The 15,890-nt window shown below is 65.1% G+C and carries 17 protein-coding genes; 11 read left to right on the forward strand and 6 right to left on the reverse strand.

The window, feature by feature from the left end:
* Positions 1–100: 100 nt before the first annotated feature.
* Positions 101–505 carry a ferric iron uptake transcriptional regulator gene (fur, locus tag ACYRGX_RS20450; RefSeq protein WP_473054254.1) on the reverse strand — a complete coding sequence of 135 codons (405 nt, stop codon included), beginning with the start codon at positions 503–505 and terminating at the stop codon, positions 101–103.
* A 101-nt stretch (positions 506–606) separates the two neighbouring features.
* Here fur and ACYRGX_RS20455 point away from each other — a divergent pair, with 101 nt between their 5' ends.
* Positions 607–1,113, forward strand: coding sequence for an outer membrane protein assembly factor BamE (locus tag ACYRGX_RS20455; RefSeq protein ID WP_473054255.1), 507 nt, complete (start codon positions 607–609; stop codon positions 1,111–1,113).
* Positions 1,114–1,195: 82 nt separating this feature from the next.
* Here ACYRGX_RS20455 and ACYRGX_RS20460 read toward each other — a convergent pair whose 3' ends face one another.
* The gene (locus ACYRGX_RS20460) at positions 1,196–1,486 is read right to left on the reverse strand and encodes a PA4642 family protein (protein WP_473054256.1); all 291 of its coding nucleotides are present in this window, start codon (positions 1,484–1,486) and stop codon (positions 1,196–1,198) included.
* Between the two features lie 126 nt (positions 1,487–1,612).
* Between ACYRGX_RS20460 and dauA the strand changes: the two genes are divergently transcribed.
* On the forward strand, positions 1,613–3,322 hold the full coding sequence (dauA, locus tag ACYRGX_RS20465; RefSeq protein ID WP_473054257.1) for a C4-dicarboxylic acid transporter DauA: 1,710 nt from the start codon (positions 1,613–1,615) through the stop codon (positions 3,320–3,322).
* Positions 3,323–3,586: 264 nt separating this feature from the next.
* On the opposite strand, the gene ACYRGX_RS20470 is transcribed toward dauA, so the two are convergent.
* A complete protein-coding gene (locus ACYRGX_RS20470) occupies positions 3,587–4,141 on the reverse strand; it encodes a hypoxanthine-guanine phosphoribosyltransferase (protein ID WP_473054258.1) in 555 nt (184 codons plus the stop codon).
* Between the two features lie 214 nt (positions 4,142–4,355).
* Between ACYRGX_RS20470 and upp the strand changes: the two genes are divergently transcribed.
* Positions 4,356–4,994 carry a uracil phosphoribosyltransferase gene (upp, locus tag ACYRGX_RS20475; protein WP_473054259.1) on the forward strand — a complete coding sequence of 213 codons (639 nt, stop codon included), beginning with the start codon at positions 4,356–4,358 and terminating at the stop codon, positions 4,992–4,994.
* 5 nt (positions 4,995–4,999) lie between these two features.
* A complete protein-coding gene (locus tag ACYRGX_RS20480; RefSeq protein ID WP_473054260.1) occupies positions 5,000–6,259 on the forward strand; it encodes a uracil-xanthine permease family protein in 1,260 nt (419 codons plus the stop codon).
* 47 nt (positions 6,260–6,306) lie between these two features.
* Here the strand turns inward: ACYRGX_RS20480 and ACYRGX_RS20485 are convergent, their stop codons facing one another.
* Together ACYRGX_RS20485 and ACYRGX_RS20490 are read right to left on the reverse strand one after the other, a co-directional pair.
* A complete protein-coding gene (locus ACYRGX_RS20485; RefSeq protein ID WP_473054261.1) occupies positions 6,307–6,918 on the reverse strand; it encodes a Yip1 family protein in 612 nt (203 codons plus the stop codon).
* 77 nt (positions 6,919–6,995) lie between these two features.
* Positions 6,996–7,484: a DUF4345 family protein gene (locus tag ACYRGX_RS20490; protein WP_473054262.1), complete on the reverse strand. Its 489-nt coding sequence runs from the start codon at positions 7,482–7,484 to the stop codon at positions 6,996–6,998.
* A gap of 160 nt (positions 7,485–7,644) precedes the next feature.
* On the opposite strand from ACYRGX_RS20490, the gene ACYRGX_RS20495 reads away from it, so the two are divergent.
* From ACYRGX_RS20495 to ACYRGX_RS20515, 5 genes are all read left to right on the forward strand, one after another.
* Positions 7,645–8,082 carry a DUF411 domain-containing protein gene (locus ACYRGX_RS20495; protein WP_473054263.1) on the forward strand — a complete coding sequence of 146 codons (438 nt, stop codon included), beginning with the start codon at positions 7,645–7,647 and terminating at the stop codon, positions 8,080–8,082.
* 19 nt (positions 8,083–8,101) lie between these two features.
* The gene (locus ACYRGX_RS20500) at positions 8,102–9,454 is read left to right on the forward strand and encodes a GGDEF domain-containing protein (protein WP_473054264.1); all 1,353 of its coding nucleotides are present in this window, start codon (positions 8,102–8,104) and stop codon (positions 9,452–9,454) included.
* Positions 9,455–9,515: 61 nt separating this feature from the next.
* Positions 9,516–10,655, forward strand: coding sequence for a succinyl-diaminopimelate desuccinylase (gene dapE / locus ACYRGX_RS20505; protein WP_473054265.1), 1,140 nt, complete (start codon positions 9,516–9,518; stop codon positions 10,653–10,655).
* Between the two features lies 1 nt (position 10,656).
* Positions 10,657–11,460 carry a putative RNA methyltransferase gene (locus ACYRGX_RS20510; protein WP_473054266.1) on the forward strand — a complete coding sequence of 268 codons (804 nt, stop codon included), beginning with the start codon at positions 10,657–10,659 and terminating at the stop codon, positions 11,458–11,460.
* An 11-nt stretch (positions 11,461–11,471) separates the two neighbouring features.
* Positions 11,472–11,846 (forward strand): hypothetical protein, encoded by a 375-nt coding sequence (locus ACYRGX_RS20515; RefSeq protein WP_473054267.1) that lies wholly within the window; start codon positions 11,472–11,474, stop codon positions 11,844–11,846.
* 47 nt (positions 11,847–11,893) lie between these two features.
* Here ACYRGX_RS20515 and ACYRGX_RS20520 read toward each other — a convergent pair whose 3' ends face one another.
* Positions 11,894–12,103, reverse strand: a complete 210-nt coding sequence (locus ACYRGX_RS20520; protein ID WP_473054268.1) for a cold-shock protein — start codon at positions 12,101–12,103, stop codon at positions 11,894–11,896.
* 438 nt (positions 12,104–12,541) lie between these two features.
* Here ACYRGX_RS20520 and plsB point away from each other — a divergent pair, with 438 nt between their 5' ends.
* Positions 12,542–15,046, forward strand: a complete 2,505-nt coding sequence (gene plsB / locus ACYRGX_RS20525) for a glycerol-3-phosphate 1-O-acyltransferase PlsB (protein ID WP_473054269.1) — start codon at positions 12,542–12,544, stop codon at positions 15,044–15,046.
* Positions 15,043–15,723 (forward strand): DUF4197 domain-containing protein, encoded by a 681-nt coding sequence (locus ACYRGX_RS20530; protein ID WP_473054270.1) that lies wholly within the window; start codon positions 15,043–15,045, stop codon positions 15,721–15,723. The genes plsB and ACYRGX_RS20530 overlap by 4 nt, the downstream gene beginning before the upstream one ends.
* Positions 15,724–15,890 lie beyond the last annotated feature (167 nt).

The following is a 15,890-nucleotide window of genomic DNA, read 5'->3' on the forward strand; positions in this document are numbered from 1 at the left end:
TACTAAGAGACCGGCGTTAAACCAAGCTGAACCGCCCGCAAAACGAAAGAAGCCCCGGCCAGGGCCGAGGCTTCGACGAGGCTCGCGTACGGAAACAGCCTCAGCTGCGTTTGCGCACGTACAGCACCAGGTTGTGGTCGACCAGGTCGTAACCATGCTCCTTGACGATCTGATGCTGGCGTTTCTCGATCTCCGAGTCCATGAACTCGATGACCTCGCCGGTATCGACGCAGACCATGTGATCATGGTGCCCGCTATCGGCCAGCTCGAACACGGCATGACCTCCATCGAAGTTGTGCCGCACCACGAGACCGGCGGCCTCGAACTGGGTCAGCACGCGGTAGACGGTCGCAAGACCGACGTCTTCACCCGCCTCCATCAGGGCCTTGTAAACATCCTCGGCACTCATGTGGCGTTGCTCGGCGGAGTCGAGCATCTGCAGGATTTTCACCCGGGGCAGGGTTACCTTGAGGCCCGCTTTGCGTAGTTCGTTGTTTTCAACCATGGTCTGCTTTCTCGTGACTGCGGCTTCGCAGCTCCCTCTAATGCGGGTATCATCCGGGTCTTTATAAGTTGCCCAGCCAAGATAGTGGAAGTCACTACCCGATGCAAAATCCCAAGCTCCTGCTCTCGAGTCTAGGCCTGGCAGTCACGCTGCTCGCCGGCTGTTCCTTCCCTGGCGTCTACAAGATCGACATCCAGCAAGGCAACGTGATTACGCAGGACATGATAGACCAGTTGCGCCCCGGAATGACCCGTAGCCAAGTGCGGTTTATCATGGGTAACCCTTTGATTGTCGATACTTTTCACGCAAATCGCTGGGATTACCTGTACAGCATTCAGCCTGGTGGCGGTCAACGTCGCCAGGAGCGCATCAGCCTGTTCTTCAACGACCAGGATCAACTGGCCAGCCTCTCCGGGGATTTCCGCCCCGGTGTGAGCCGCGACCAGGAGATTCTCGGCAACCAGGCCAGCAGCCCCGAGACCCAGAGTTCACCGGCTGCCCCGCAGCCCGAGGGCCAATCCGGCGACCTGCGCGAGGAACTGCAGCGCGAAGTGGACCAGACCCGCAGCGTGCCGGTCCCCACGCCAGAGCCGATCGACGTGCAATAAAGGCTCGGCGCCCAGCGCCGTCCTGCATGAAAGAAACAGCCCGGCGCGCCTTTCGGCGGCCGGGCTGTTTCGTATCCGGATCTCAGGCGCCGTGCTGCTGGCGTACCGCCTCGACATAGGGCTCGGCATGGCGCTGATCGGCGATCAGGGCGATGAAATCGCGCCCCTGCGCATCGCGGGTGGACAGGTCATAGCCGGCCTCGACGAAGAAGCCGAGAAAGCGCTCGAAATCGTCGATGCGTAGGCCACGATAGGCCTTGACCAGCTTGTGCAGCGCAGCGGGCGTTTCGTCCGCGGGCTCGACGTCCAGGAACAGACGAATCTGCTCGTCGCTGGCCTCGTCGCCGATCACCTGTTTCTTGTCTTTGCGCATGCCACTCTCCAACGCATCTGTTCACGGGGCGCGCAGTTTACTCCCCGCGCCACATCGCGCTCAACGAGAGGCAATCCCGCACCACCGCCAGGGGTATACTCGCAACCCCGCCGTATTGGAGGTCGTATGCGCCAGCCCCTTCCCCTGTTCAGTGCCTTTCGCCACGTCCTGCGCGAGGGCTACGGTTGGCGCGGGCTGCGCGCCGATCTCGTGGCCGGCGTCACCGTCGGGGTGATCGCCATCCCGCTGGCCATGGCACTGGCCATCGCCGTCGGCGTCGCGCCGCAGCACGGACTCTATACCGTCCTGGTGGCAGCGCCGCTGATTGCCCTGTTTGGCGGCTCGCGCTTCAACGTCAGCGGCCCGACCGCCGCCTTCGTCGTGATCCTGCTGCCGATCACCCAGACCTACGGCCTCGGCGGCCTGTTGCTGAGCGGCATGCTCGCAGGGATGATCCTCATCGCTCTGGGCCTGCTGCGCGCCGGACGCCTGATCGAGTTCGTCCCCTACCCCGTCACGCTGGGCTTCACTGCCGGCATCGGCGTGGTCATCGCCACCCTGCAGCTCAAGGATTTTTTCGGCCTTACCCTGAGCAGCCATCCGCAGCACTACCTGCAGCAATGGAGCGCGCTGTACCAGGCACTGCCCAGCTTGCAAGCGGGAGACGCCCTGGTTGGCTGCGCCTGCCTTGCACTACTGATGCTCTGGCCGCGCTGGGTGCGCCGAGTCCCCGGACATCTGGCCGCGCTGCTGCTCGGCGCCGGCCTTGGGCTGCTGCTGGAAAGGCTCGGCCTGCCCGTCGCCACTCTGGGCGAACGTTTCAGCTACATCCAGGACGGGCAACTGCTACCCGGCATCCCGGCGATGCTGCCGGAATTCGCCTGGCCATGGCAGCTTCCAGGGCCTGACGGCAAGCCCTTGGTACTGAGCTTCGAACTGCTGCGCCAGTTGCTCGCTCCGGCGTTCGCGATCGCCATGTTGGGCGCGATCGAGTCGCTGCTCTGCGCGGTGGTCACCGACGGCATGGGCGGCAGTCGTCACGACCCCAACGGCGAATTGCTCGGCCAGGGCGTCGGTAACCTGGTGGCCCCGCTCTTCGGTGGCATCACCGCCACCGCGGCGATCGCCCGCAGCGCGGCCAACGTGCGCGCGGGCGCCGTGTCGCCGATCGCGGCGGTGATTCATGCGCTGGTGGTACTGGTGACCATGCTCCTGCTGGCGCCGCTGTTCAGCTACCTGCCCATGTCCGCGCTGGCCGCCCTGTTGCTGATGGTGGCGTGGAACATGAGTGAGCCACCGCACCTGCTGCACGCGCTGCGCAGCGCGCCCCGCCAGGACCTGCTGGTCCTGTTGACCTGCCTGGTGTTGACGGTCTTGTTCGACATGGTCCTGGCCGTCGGCGTCGGCCTGCTGCTGGCGGCGGCGCTGTTCATCAAGCGCATGAGCGAGCTGACCGAGACGGCCGAACTGCCCGATGCCTTCGGCAGCGTTCGCCAGCAGCTCCCGGAACAGGTGGCGCTGTATGCGATCCGCGGCCCGTTGTTCTTCGGTGCGGCGGAAAAGGCCCTGGCCGCGTTGCGCCGGTTCGGCCCGCAAGTCAGGGTGGTGATCGTCGACATGAGCGCGGTGCCGCTGCTGGACCTGACCGCGCTGGCCGCCCTCGAGGCGATGCTGGCCGACTACCGTCAACGCGGCATCGGCCTGATCCTGGTCGGTACGTCAGCACGCCTACGCCTGAAGCTGCGGCGTGCCGGCATCCACCGCCACGAAGGTCGCCTGGCTTACCTGCGCAACCTCGAACAGGCGCAGGGAAAAGCCGAGCAGTGGCTTGCCTAGGGTCTGTTGCCGTTTCGTTCGCGAGCCGCGTTGTCGCCAGAAATGGCCTGCGGTTAGGCGCAGGACGCCGCCAATGGTCACTCCCTTGGCAAGTCCTGCAACGACAGCGCAGGCCATTTCTGGCACAACCCTACGGGCCGGTGCCTGTTTTGCCGCGATACGGCGTTGCTCGTCTTGGACTTACCCCGGTAAGCCCTGCGGCTCGCGCCTTGTCTCGCGGCAAAACAGGCACCGGCGCGGCCGTGAACGAAACGGCAACAGACCCTAGAGCCCCTTGACCGCGAAGATGCCCGCGGCGTTGCGCCAGTAGCCCTTGTAGTCCATGCCATAGCCGAAGATGTAGCGATCTTCGCAGGGCAACCCCACGAAGTCGGCCTTCAGGTCAGGGCGGGCCTTGCGATCGTGGGTCTTGTCGATCAGCACTGCGGTGTGCACCGCCCGCGCGCCGGCGTGCTTGCAGAAGTCGATGATCGCCGCCAGCGTGTGCCCCTCGTCGAGGATGTCGTCGATGATCAGCACGTCGCGGTCGATGAAGGACACCTCCGGCTTGGCTTTCCAGAACAGCTCGCCGCCGCTGGTCTCGTTGCGATAGCGCGTGGCGTGCAGGTACGAGAGCTCCAGCGGGAAGTTCAGCTCGGTGAGCAGCTTGCCGGCGAAGATCAGCCCGCCGTTCATCACGCAGAACACCACGGGGTTGGTTTCGGCCAGCTCGGCATTGATGGCTGCGCCGACCTGACGGATCGCCGTCTCGACCTGTTCGTTGCTATAGAGGCAATCGGCTTCGGCCATCACCTGGCGAATGTGCTCGAGGGCGGACATGGGGCTCTCCGGATAGGGCGCAAGGGGCGCCAGCGAAAATGAAGGGGCGCAAAGGTACTCATCCATCCCCGACGAGGCAAGCGCATGCGACATGGCGACGCCGATGGTCGCAAAGCCGCCCACCGGCGGCCGGGGGACACAGCAGCCCCTGCACGGCGCGGGCGTGGATGCATTATCCTAGCGCGATTTTTTTTGCCAGCCGCTGGAGAACCCCATGTCCATTCGAGAGATCCGCCATCCGCTGATCCGCCACAAGCTCGGCCTGATGCGTCGCGCCGGCATCAGCACCAAGAACTTCCGCGAACTGGCCCAGGAAGTCGGCGCCCTGCTGACCTACGAAGCGACCCAGGACCTGCCGCTGGAACCCACCACCATCGACGGCTGGTGCGGTGAAGTGAAGATCGAGAAGATCGCCGGCAAGAAGATCACCGTGGTGCCGATCCTGCGCGCCGGCATCGGCATGCTCGACGGCGTGCTCAGCCTGATCCCCAGCGCCAAGGTCAGCGTGGTCGGCCTGGCGCGCAACGAGGAAACCCTCGCGGCGCATACCTACCTGGAAAAGCTGGTCGGCGACCTGCACCAGCGCCTGGCCCTGATCGTCGACCCGATGCTGGCCACCGGCGGTTCGATGATCGCCACCATCGAGATGCTCAAGAAAGCCGGCGCCAAGGAAATCCGCGCCCTGGTTCTGGTCGCCGCGCCCGAAGGCATCAAGGCCGTCGGCGACGCCCATCCGGACGTGCAGATCTTCACCGCCTCGATCGACGAGCGGCTCAACGAGAACGGCTACATCATCCCGGGCCTGGGCGATGCCGGCGACAAGATCTTCGGCACCAAGCAGAAGGATAACTAGAGGTCATGAGCTCCCACCTCAAGGATCCGCTCTGGCGCCAGGCGCTGTCCGGCGCACAGATGCTCTTCGTGGCCTTCGGCGCACTGGTGCTGATGCCACTGATCACCGGCATGGACCCGAACGTCGCGCTGTTCACCGCCGGCATCGGCACGCTGCTGTTCCAACTGGTGACAAGACGCCAGGTACCGGTGTTCCTGGCCTCCAGCTTCGCCTTCATCGCCCCGATCCTCGCCGCCAAGGCCAACTTCGGCCTGCCGGCGGTACTCGGCGGCATCGTCGCCGCGGGCCTGGTGTACATCGTTCTGAGCCTGGTGGTGAGCGTGCGCGGCGCCGGTTTCATCGACCGCCTGCTACCGCCGGTGGTGATCGCCCCGGTGATCATCTCCATCGGCCTGGCGCTGTCGCCGGTGGCGGTGCAGATGGCGATGGGGCGTACCGGCGACGGCAGCGCCGAACTGGTGCCGTACGGCACCGCGCTGATCGTCTCGATGGCGGCGCTGGTCACCACCGTGCTGGTCGCCGTGCTCGGTCGCGGGCTGTTCCGCCTGGTGCCGATCCTCGCCGGCATCGCTGTGGGCTGCACGCTGTCGGCGCTGTTCGGGCTGATCGACTACTCGCGCATCGCGGCCGCTCCCTGGCTCGCCGTGCCGGCCTTCGTCGCACCGCAACTGCACTGGGGCGCGATTCTGTTCCTGGTGCCGGTGGCCCTGGCACCGGCGATCGAGCACATCGGCGGCGTGGTCGCCATCGGCAGCGTCACGGGCAACAATTACATCCAGAAGCCGGGGCTGCACCGCACGCTGCTTGGCGATGGCCTCGCCACCTCCGCCGCGGGGCTGTTCGGCGGTCCGCCGAACACCACCTACGCCGAAGTCACCGGGGCGGTAATGTTGACCAAGAACTACAACCCCAAGGTGATGACCTGGGCCGCCGTGTTCGCCATTGCCCTGGCCTTCATCGGTAAATTCGGTGTGGCCCTGCAGTCGATCCCGGTGCCCGTGATGGGCGGCATCCTCTGCCTGCTGTTCGGCTCCATCGCCGTGGTCGGCCTGAATACCCTGATCCGCCATCAGGTAGACCTTTCCGAGGCGCGCAACCTGATCATCGTCTCGGTGACCCTGGTCTTCGGCATCGGCGGGATGAGCATCGGCGGCAGCGAGTTCGCCCTTTCCGGGATATCCCTGTGCGCCATCGCGGCGCTCGCGCTCAACCTGCTACTGCCAGGGCGCAATGCCTGGCAGCGCGGCGACGGCGCCGTCGACTAGCGATGACTCGAGAGCCCCGTCCTGCGCCGGGGCTTCTCTCTCGACGCTTAGCGCAAGAGCAGATGGCCGATGCCGTACTGCGAGCCCATCGTCCAGATCACCACCGTCAGCGCCAGCAGCACTTCCAGCACCAGTACGCCGATGCCCAGCGTACCCGTGGAGAGCAGGAAGCCCTCACGCCGCGGGATATTGAGAAACGCCGGAATACCGATGTACAGCAGGTAGCCGCTGTGCAGCAGCGCGAAAACCCCGACCAACAGGCATAGCCAGATCAGCGGATACAACAGCACCACGCTGGCGAGCATCAGCGGCGTGGCTACATAGCCCGCGAAGACCACGCAACGGCGCATGTCCGGGCGATCCGGGTAACGTTCGGCGAGCGCGTGGATCACGGCCCCCATCAACCACACCGCGGCAAGGATGAGGGCATAGAACAGCAAGCCCAGGCCCAGCGCGGAGCCCATGCTGACGAACTCGATATGCCGATCGCCCAATTGCCAACCGAATACCGTGGTGCCGATGAAGGCACTGACCACCGGCACCAGCGCCATCAGCAGCACGTGGTGGGCATAAAGGTGACCGATGGTTTCGCCTTCGCGGCTGATGTCGCGCCACTCGCTGGTCGGCTTGATCAGCAATCCCCAGACATGATTGATCATGGCAATGCCTCCTCGTAGCAGGCCGGACCGGATGCGACACATTGACGCATCCGCAGACTACTGCATCAGAGTAGCTCTTATTCGCCAGGTTCGCCGCCGGGGCCGGCGGGCTGCTCGACAGTACGCCGCAGCGGCGGCGGTGCATCCTCGCTCCAGTCCGGCCCAGGAGCCGAATCGGCAACCGGCGCGGGCAGGGAACGCAGCGCCCAGAGCGAGAGCAGTGCGGCCAGGGCCTTGTAGATCAGCGAGGTCACATCCAGGCCCTGCAATGCGCTGCCGTCCTGCCAGTAAGCGCCCAGACGCGCCACCAGCAGCGCCGCCTGCATCAGCAGGACCAGCACCAGGCCGCTGCGCAGACGCTCTGGCCTGCGCATGGACCAGAGCAGGAACAACGCCAGTCCCAGTTGCAGGCCGCCATAGTAGACGCGCAAATGACTCACCGAAGCGGCCTCCATCAACAACATGCCATTGAGATTGGCCATCTCGTACGGACGTAGCCAGTAGGCGGCCCCGAGGCCGGCCATGATGGCCGCCTGCAGGCCGAGCAGCAGTCGGGCGAGTCGCATCGAAGGAAGGCTCCTGCAACGGAAGTTAATCGAGCAGAGACCCGCAAATGCCACCAGGGTTCTGCGCTCTGTGCCACAGACCCTCTCGGCGCGGCTATCGAGGCGGACCCGCCGGGGAGTATGCTGGCCCTCTGCTACGCAGTTTTCGAGGAAGCCTCTCATGCGCAAACCCCTACTGTTGCTCGGACTGTTCTTCTGCTCCTTGGGCCAGGCCGCCGAACGTCCGCTGATCGATGTGCATCGCGATGCCTACTGCGGTTGCTGCAAGGACTGGATCGCCCACCTCGAAGCCAATGGCTTCGAAGTCCGCGACCATGTGGAAAAGGACATGAGCGCAGTCAAGCTGCGTCTGGGAGTGCCTTACGCGCTGGGGGCTTGTCATACAGCCGTCATAAACGGCAAATTCGTCGAGGGCCACGTACCGGCTCGTGACATCCTCCCCCTGCGCCAGCGTCCGGATCTGCGGGGGCTGGCGGTGCCGGGAATGCCAATGGGCTCGCCGGGGATGCAAATGGGCGGCGCCAAGGATGCTTTCGAAGTGATCGCTGTAGACGACAAGGGCAACCAAAGCGTATTGCGCGACTATCCTGCCAATTAGCGAGGGGAACTCCCGGCCCATGCATGATCACGACGGTCGCCAGCGCGAGTGGGTCGCGCTACTGCAACGCCAGCCTCCGGGCCTCCTGGACGAGGTCGAAAAACTGGTGACCCGCCATCGGCAGACGCTGACCGAGCACTTCTACGCACAGATGGAGGGAGATGAGCAGGGCGCAATGTATCTCTCCCACCAGCGCGTCGAACAGCAACTCAAACCCTCGATGCAGCGCTGGCTGCAGGCCCTGTTCAGTGCACGCAATGCCAGCGACGTGGACGCGCTGATGGCGCAGCAGCAATACGTCGGCGAGGTGCATGCACGGGTGGATATCCCGGTGAGCCTGGTGATGCGTGGCGCCCGCCTGCTCAAGCTGCGCATATTCACCTTGCTTGGCGAGCGCTTCGACATCGAAGAGCGCCTGGCCGCCTGTGAACTGGTCGGCGACAGCATCGATATCGCGCTGACGCTCATGAGCCAGGCCTACTCCCAGGCGCAGGACCGCAACGCCAGGGCCGAGGAGGCGTACCGGCTGTTCTCGGTCTCCCAGGACCTCGGCGCGGAGCGCGCACGCCAGCGCGCAGCGTTGCTGCAATGGGAAAACCAACTGCTGTTCGAGCTCTCGGCCAACGGCAATGCCCTGCCACGCCTGCTGCATTCCGAGTTCGGCATCTGGCTGATGCACAAGGCCGCACACGCCTTCGCCGGCGCGCCGGAAATGCGCGACATCCTCGAACAGACACGTCTGATCGACGGCAAGTTGCTCGAGCGGCTACGCCCGCAGGACGAAGTCCTGCGCGAGCCCCTCGAGGAAATTCGCCATGCCTGCCGGACCATCGTCTACCTGCTCGATTATCTGTTTGACCGTGCCGAGGATCTCGAGTCCGGCCGAGACGCCCTCACGCGCCTGCTCAACCGCAAGTTCCTACCGGTCGTGCTCAGTCGCGAGATCGAGATGGCCCGCGCCCACAAGCGCGGTTTCGCCCTGTTGATGCTCGATGTCGATCACTTCAAGCAGATCAACGATCGCTTTGGCCACGAGGCCGGCGATCTGGTCCTGCAGCAGTTCGCCAGCCTGCTCACCAATAGCATCCGCGGCGGCGACTACGCCTTTCGCCAGGGTGGCGAGGAGTTCCTCCTGATCCTGGTGCAAACCACTGCCGACGAAGCCTACATGCTCGCCGAGCGTATCCGCCGTCGCATCGAGGCGGAGACCTTCCTGCTGCTACAGCACCAGTCGCTGCGCCTGACCACCAGCATCGGCGTCGCGCTGTTCGACGGCCACCCGGACTACCAACGTCCGTTGCGCAACGCCGACCAGGCGCTCTATGCGGCCAAGAACGGTGGCCGCAACAATGTGGTGGTGTGGCGTGAATGAAGCGCCGCACGCTTTGCTTTAAGATGGCCGCCCCTTGCCTGTCGAAAGAACCATAAACGTCATGCCTGCGCTCTCCCCCACCCTCGAGCTCGCCTGCGAGTTGATCCGCCGTCGCTCGGTAACTCCCGATGACGCCGGCTGCCAGGCGCTGATGATGCAGCGTCTGCAGGCTGCCGGCTTCGCGCTGGAGCCGATGGACATCGAGAACGTACAGAACTTCTGGGCGCACCGTGGCGGCGAAGGCCCGGTGCTCTGCTTTGCCGGACATACCGACGTGGTACCCAGTGGCCCAGAGCAGGCCTGGCAGCAGCCGCCCTTCGAGCCGCGTATCGACGAGCAAGGGATGCTGCTGGGACGCGGCGCTGCGGACATGAAAGGCAGCCTGGCGGCGATGATCGTCGCGGTGGAGCGTTTCGCCGTCGATCACCCGGCGCACAAGGGCGCTATCGCCTTCCTCATCACCAGTGACGAGGAAGGCCCGGCACAGCATGGTACCCGTGCCGTGGTCGAGCGCCTGCGCCAGCGCGGCGAGCGCCTGGACTGGTGCATCGTCGGCGAGCCCTCCAGCACCAGCAGCCTGGGTGACGTGGTGAAGAACGGCCGTCGCGGCTCTCTGGGTGGCGAGCTGCGCATTCGCGGCAAGCAGGGCCACGTGGCCTATCCACACCTGGCGAAGAATCCGATCCATCTCGCCGCGCCGGCACTCGCCGAACTGGCCGCCGCGCACTGGGACGATGGCAATGCGTTCTTCCCACCGACCAGCTTCCAGGTCTCCAACATTCAGTCCGGCACTGGGGCGACCAACGTGATCCCGGGCGAACTGCACGCCAGCTTCAACTTCCGCTTCTCCACCGAGTCGACGCCCGAGACACTGAAGGCCCGGGTCAAGGAGATCCTCGACCGGCACGGACTGGAGTGGGACGTCGATTGGGCGCTGTCCGGCCTGCCGTTCCTCACCGAACCGGGTGCGCTGCTCGACGCCGTCAGCCGCTCGATCGCCGCGGTAACCGGCAACCAGACCACGCCCTCGACGAGTGGCGGCACCTCCGACGGACGCTTCATCGCCACCCTCGGCACCCAGGTGGTCGAGCTCGGCCCGGTGAACGCGACTATCCACCAGGTCGACGAACGCGTGCTGGCCAGCGACCTGGAACTGCTCACCGAGGTCTACTACCGCACCCTGGTCGAGTTGCTCGCCTGACATGCTGATCTGCCCGCTTTGCCAGGCCCCCCTGGCCACTACCGACGGCGGTGTGGCCTGCAGTGCCGGACACCGTTTCGACCGCGCCCGCCAGGGCTACCTGAACCTGCTGCCGGTGCAGCACAAGAAGAGCCGCGATCCGGGCGACAACGCCGCGATGGTCGAGGCTCGTCGTCGCTTTCTCGCCGCCGGTTACTACGCCCCTGCGGCCGAGCACCTGGCCGAGCTGGCAGGACGCTGCCAGCCCCACCGCTGGCTGGACATCGGCTGCGGCGAGGGTTACTACAGCGCCCGCGTCGCGACGGCCCTGCCGGATGCCGAGGGCTATGCTCTGGATATCTCGCGCGAGGCAGTGCGGCGCGCCTGCCGACTCGCCCCGCAACTGACCTGGATGGTCGCCAGCATGGCACGCATTCCCCTCGCGGATGCCAGCTGCGACCTGGCACTCTCGGTCTTCAGCCCGCTGGACTGGCAGGAAACCCTGCGCCTGCTCGCACCCGCCGGGCATCTGCTGCGCCTCGGGCCGACTCGCGACCACCTGATCGAATTGCGCGAACGCCTCTACGACGAGGTGCGCCCTTACGACGACGAGAAACATCTGGCGCATATCCCCAGCGGGATGCGCCTGGCCGACAGTGGCCGGGTGGAATTCCTCCTCGACCTGCAACAGCCCGAAGCGCGCGCCGACCTGCTGGCGATGACGCCCCATGGCTGGCGCGCCAACGCCGAACGCCGCAACGCCGTCATCGACAGTCCGTTAGTGGTCCGTGTATCGATGCGCTACGATCTGATCGAACGACTCTGAGGCCCCACCCCATGCGCCAACCGGATATCGAAATCTACCTCAAGGACGCTGAGCTACCGGCCGTCAGCGCCTGGCTGGAGGCGCAGCTCGGCCCCTGCGGCGAATGGCGCGCCAAGGGGCGGACGTTCAAGAACGAAGCGGACGGTATTGCCCTGACCTGGCTGCCACACGCCGTGGGCAAATGGCACAGTCTCTACCTGGACAGCGACGCCACGCCCTGGGCGGACGACATCGCCTGCGCACGGTCGGCCTATGCGGCACTGGGGGTAGAGATTCGCTGCGCACCGGGTGGCTGGCAGGAAGAAGAAGGCGAACAGGACGCGGACCGCTGGATCAGGGTCGATGCCCAGGGAGAGACGGAAATCGTCTGGAGAACGGAGACCTGAGAAGAAAGCCTTAGCGGCTTTCTGCCTCAGGCTTCCGCTGGACCGCTCTAGAGGCGGGAGACGTCTTCGGCTTGCAGGCCCTTCTGGCCCTGGATCACCGAGAACTCGACCTTCTGGCCTTCGATCAGGGACCGATGCCCTTCACCGCGGATGGCGCGGTAGTGAACGAAAACGTCCGGACCGCTATCACGTTGAATGAACCCATAGCCCTTGGCGTCATTGAACCACTTCACGGTTCCGAACTCACGTTCAGCCATTACCACACTCTCCAGCTTGCTAAATTGTTAGAACGTCCCATTCTTCCAGCGGGACCTGACGACACAAGCAAGAAACGTACTTCTCTGCCCCAATGCTGCGAAAAAGCGTGAAACAGCGGGGAAAGCAGCGCCTCAAGAAGGGTCGTTTTCGGAGTATAAAGGAACGTCCGGAGCTGCAAAGCAATTTTTTGTGACACCGCCAGAGCCGCGCCAGCCGTGGCTTCCAGCCCTTTCGAAGGGGTATTTGGGGAACACTTTCAGGCCTTGGCGTTACCGCCGTTACGCTGCCAGTCCTGACCTGCGCAGGACTATCCCACGTGCACCATATCTGAACCCGCCTCCGCCCTGACGCCCCTCTGGCAAGCGCCGCCCGTGTTTTGCCGGAGCCCCGACGATACGGCACACTAGGGCCTCCTTCTTGTAGCGCTCCAGCCATCCATGACCCGCTCTCCGCTTCGCCGCCTGCTGTTCGGTGCCGTACGCCGCCTGCTCTATCTCTGGGTCCGCTCGGAAACCATCAATCAGTCCTCGGTCGATCTGAAGCTCGACCGCGGCCGTCCCGTCTTCTACGTACTCCAGAAGCCAGCCTGGTCGGACCTGGCGGTGCTCGACCGCGAATGCAGCAAGGTCGGCCTGCCGCGCCCGGTACTGCCGGTCGCCCTGGGCGAGCGCCTGGAAGCTGCAGCCTACTTCTACCTGGCTCCGGCAGCCGCGTGGAACGGACGTCGCCTGCGCAGCGCGCCCTCGCCGGTGCTGACGCGCCTGATCAGCGACATCGAGCAGCAGGGCGTGGACGACGTGCAGATCGTTCCGGTGAGCGTTTTCTGGGGGCAGTCGCCGGATCGCGAGACCAGCGCCTGGAAGCTGCTGTTCGCCGACAGTTGGGCCGTCACCGGACGACTACGGCGACTGGTGACCATCCTCACCCTGGGCCGCAAGACCCGCGTACAGTTCGCCTCCCCCATCCACCTGAGGGAGATGGTCGACCAGGGCAAGGGGCACGAGCGCACCCTGCGCATGGCGCAACGGGTATTGCGCGTGCACTTCCGCAACCAGAAAAGCGCCGTCATCGGCCCGGACGTGTCGCACCGACGCAACCTGGTCAAGGGCCTGGTGGTGGCGCCCCAGGTACGCGAGGCGATCGCCGCCCACGCGGCGCAGGAGAAGGTCTCCCTCGAACGCGCGGAAGCCCAGGCGCTGCGCTACGGCAACGAGATCGCCTCGGACTATACCTATACGGTGATCCGCTTCCTCGAGCTGGTGCTGTCCTGGTTCTGGAACAAGATCTACGACGGCATCAAGGTCAACCACCTGGAGCAGGTCCAGGAGGTCGCCCAGGGCCACGAAGTGATCTACGTGCCCTGCCATCGCAGCCACATCGACTACCTGTTGCTGTCCTACCTGCTGTTCCGCAACGGACTGACTCCGCCGCACATCGCCGCCGGCATCAACCTCAACATGCCGGTGATCGGCGGCCTGCTGCGGCGCGGCGGCGCCTTTTTCATGCGCCGCACCTTCAAGGGCAACCCGTTGTACACCGCCGTGTTCAACGAGTACCTGCACAGCCTGTTCAGCAAGGGCTTTCCGGTCGAGTACTTCGTCGAGGGAGGACGTTCGCGCACCGGCCGCACCCTGCGCCCACGCACGGGCATGCTCGCTATCACCCTGCGCAGCTACCTGCGCTCGCAACGTCTGCCGATCGTTTTCGTGCCGGTCTACGTCGGCTACGAGCGCGTACTCGAAGGACGCACCTACCTGGGCGAACTGCGTGGCGCGGAGAAGAAGAAGGAATCCATCTTCGACGTGTTCAAGGTCATCGGCGCGCTGAAACAGCGCTTCGGTACGGTGGCGGTCAACTTCGGGGAGCCGATCCAGCTCTCTGCGTTCCTCGACGGCCAGCATCCCGGTTGGCGCCAGGACAACGACGCCCCCGACTTCCGCCCGCCATGGCTGGCCGACGCCACCAACCGCCTGGCCGAACGCATCGCCCAGCACATCAACGAGGCAGCGGCGATCAACCCGATCAACCTGGTCGCACTGGCGATGCTCTCCACACCGCGCCTGGCGCTGGACGAGCGCGCCCTGGCGCGCATCCTCGACATGTACCTGGCGCTGCTGCGCCAGGTGCCCTACTCGCCACACACCACGCTGCCCGAGGGTGACGGTCAGGCACTGATCGAGCACGCCCGGCACATGCAGCTGATCGCCGAGCAGAAGGATGCCCTGGGCCGCATCCTCTACCTCGACGAACAGAACGCGGTGTTGATGACCTACTATCGCAACAACGTACTGCACGTGTTCGCCCTGCCCGCCTTGCTGGCGAGCTTCTTCCAGAGCGGCTCGCGCAACAGCCGCGAGCAGATCCTGCGCTACACCAAGGCGCTCTATCCGTACCTGCGCGCGGAGCTGTTCATTCGCTATGCGCCGGACGAACTGGAGCCGGTGATCGACGCCTGGCTGGCGGCCTTCGTCGAGCAGGGTCTGCTGCGCCAGGACGGCGACAGCTTCGTGCGCTCCGCGCCCAGCTCGCGGCAGTTCGTCCTGCTGACCCTGCTGTCGCGCGCCATCGGGCAGACCCTGCAGCGCTTCTACATGGCGATCGGCCTGATCCTCGACCATCCGCAGAACGCGCTGACCGCCGAATCGCTGGAAAACCTCTGCACGGTCATGGCCCAGCGTCTGTCGATCCTGCATGGGCTCAATGCCCCGGAGTTCTTCGACAAGACACTGTTCCGCCACTTCATCCAGACCTTGCTCGACGAAGGTGTGCTGCGCCGCGCAGAAGACGCTACGCTCAGCCATCATCCGTTGCTCGGCGAGCTGGCCGAGGGTGCCGCTAAGCGCGTGCTGCCCGCCGAGATCCGTCTGTCGATCCGCCAGGTGACGCTCGACCGTCCCGACGAAGAAACCGCCGCCCCCAAGGGCAATGAGGAAACCCCATGATTCGCCAACTCCTGCTCGGCGCCACCCTCCTGCTGACCCTGCCGCTCGCGCAGGCCGCCAGCCTCGCCCAACTGAGCAATGCCGATGCCGGCAGTGCGCTGAAGGACGCCCTCGCCCAGGGCGCGCGCGTCGCCGTGCAGCAACTCGGTACCCAGGGCGGCTTCGCCAACGACCCGCAACTGCGCATCGAGCTGCCAGGCAACCTGGGCAAGGCCGCCAAGCTGCTCAAGAGCTTCGGCATGGGCAGCCAGGTTCAGGCACTGGAAGACGGTATGAACCGCGCCGCGGAAGCGGCCGTGCCTCAAGCCCAGGAGCTGCTGGTGGACGCGGTGAAACAGATGACCGTGAGTGACGCCAAGGGCCTGCTCACGGGCGGCGAGGACGCCGGCACGCGTTATCTGGAGAAGACCAGCCGCGAGAAGATCCGCGCGCGCTTCCTACCGATCGTCAAACAAGCCACCGACCAGGTTGGCCTGGCCCAGCAATACAACGCCTTCGCCAGCAAGGCCGCCAGCTTTGGCGCCCTCGACGCGAAGAACACCAGCATCGAAAGCTATGTGACCGAGCAGGCCATGGATGGGCTGTTCGAGGTCATTGCCGAGCAGGAAAAGACAATCCGCGAGAACCCGGCGGCGGCGGCCAGCAGCCTGGCCAAGCGGATTTTCGGGCTGCTCTAGAACGTCGTTAGTCCAGGCATACGGTTGCAAGCGGTAGATTCCGTTCACCCGGACCAACGGGGCGCTTCGGCGCCGTCTACCAGCTCCGGTAGTAGGATGGGTCGGGCCGCGTAGGTTGAGCGCAGCGATACCCATCACTCCGCCACGATGGGTATCGCTGCGCTCAA

This window comes from Pseudomonas sp. R4-15 (assembly GCF_055768815.1).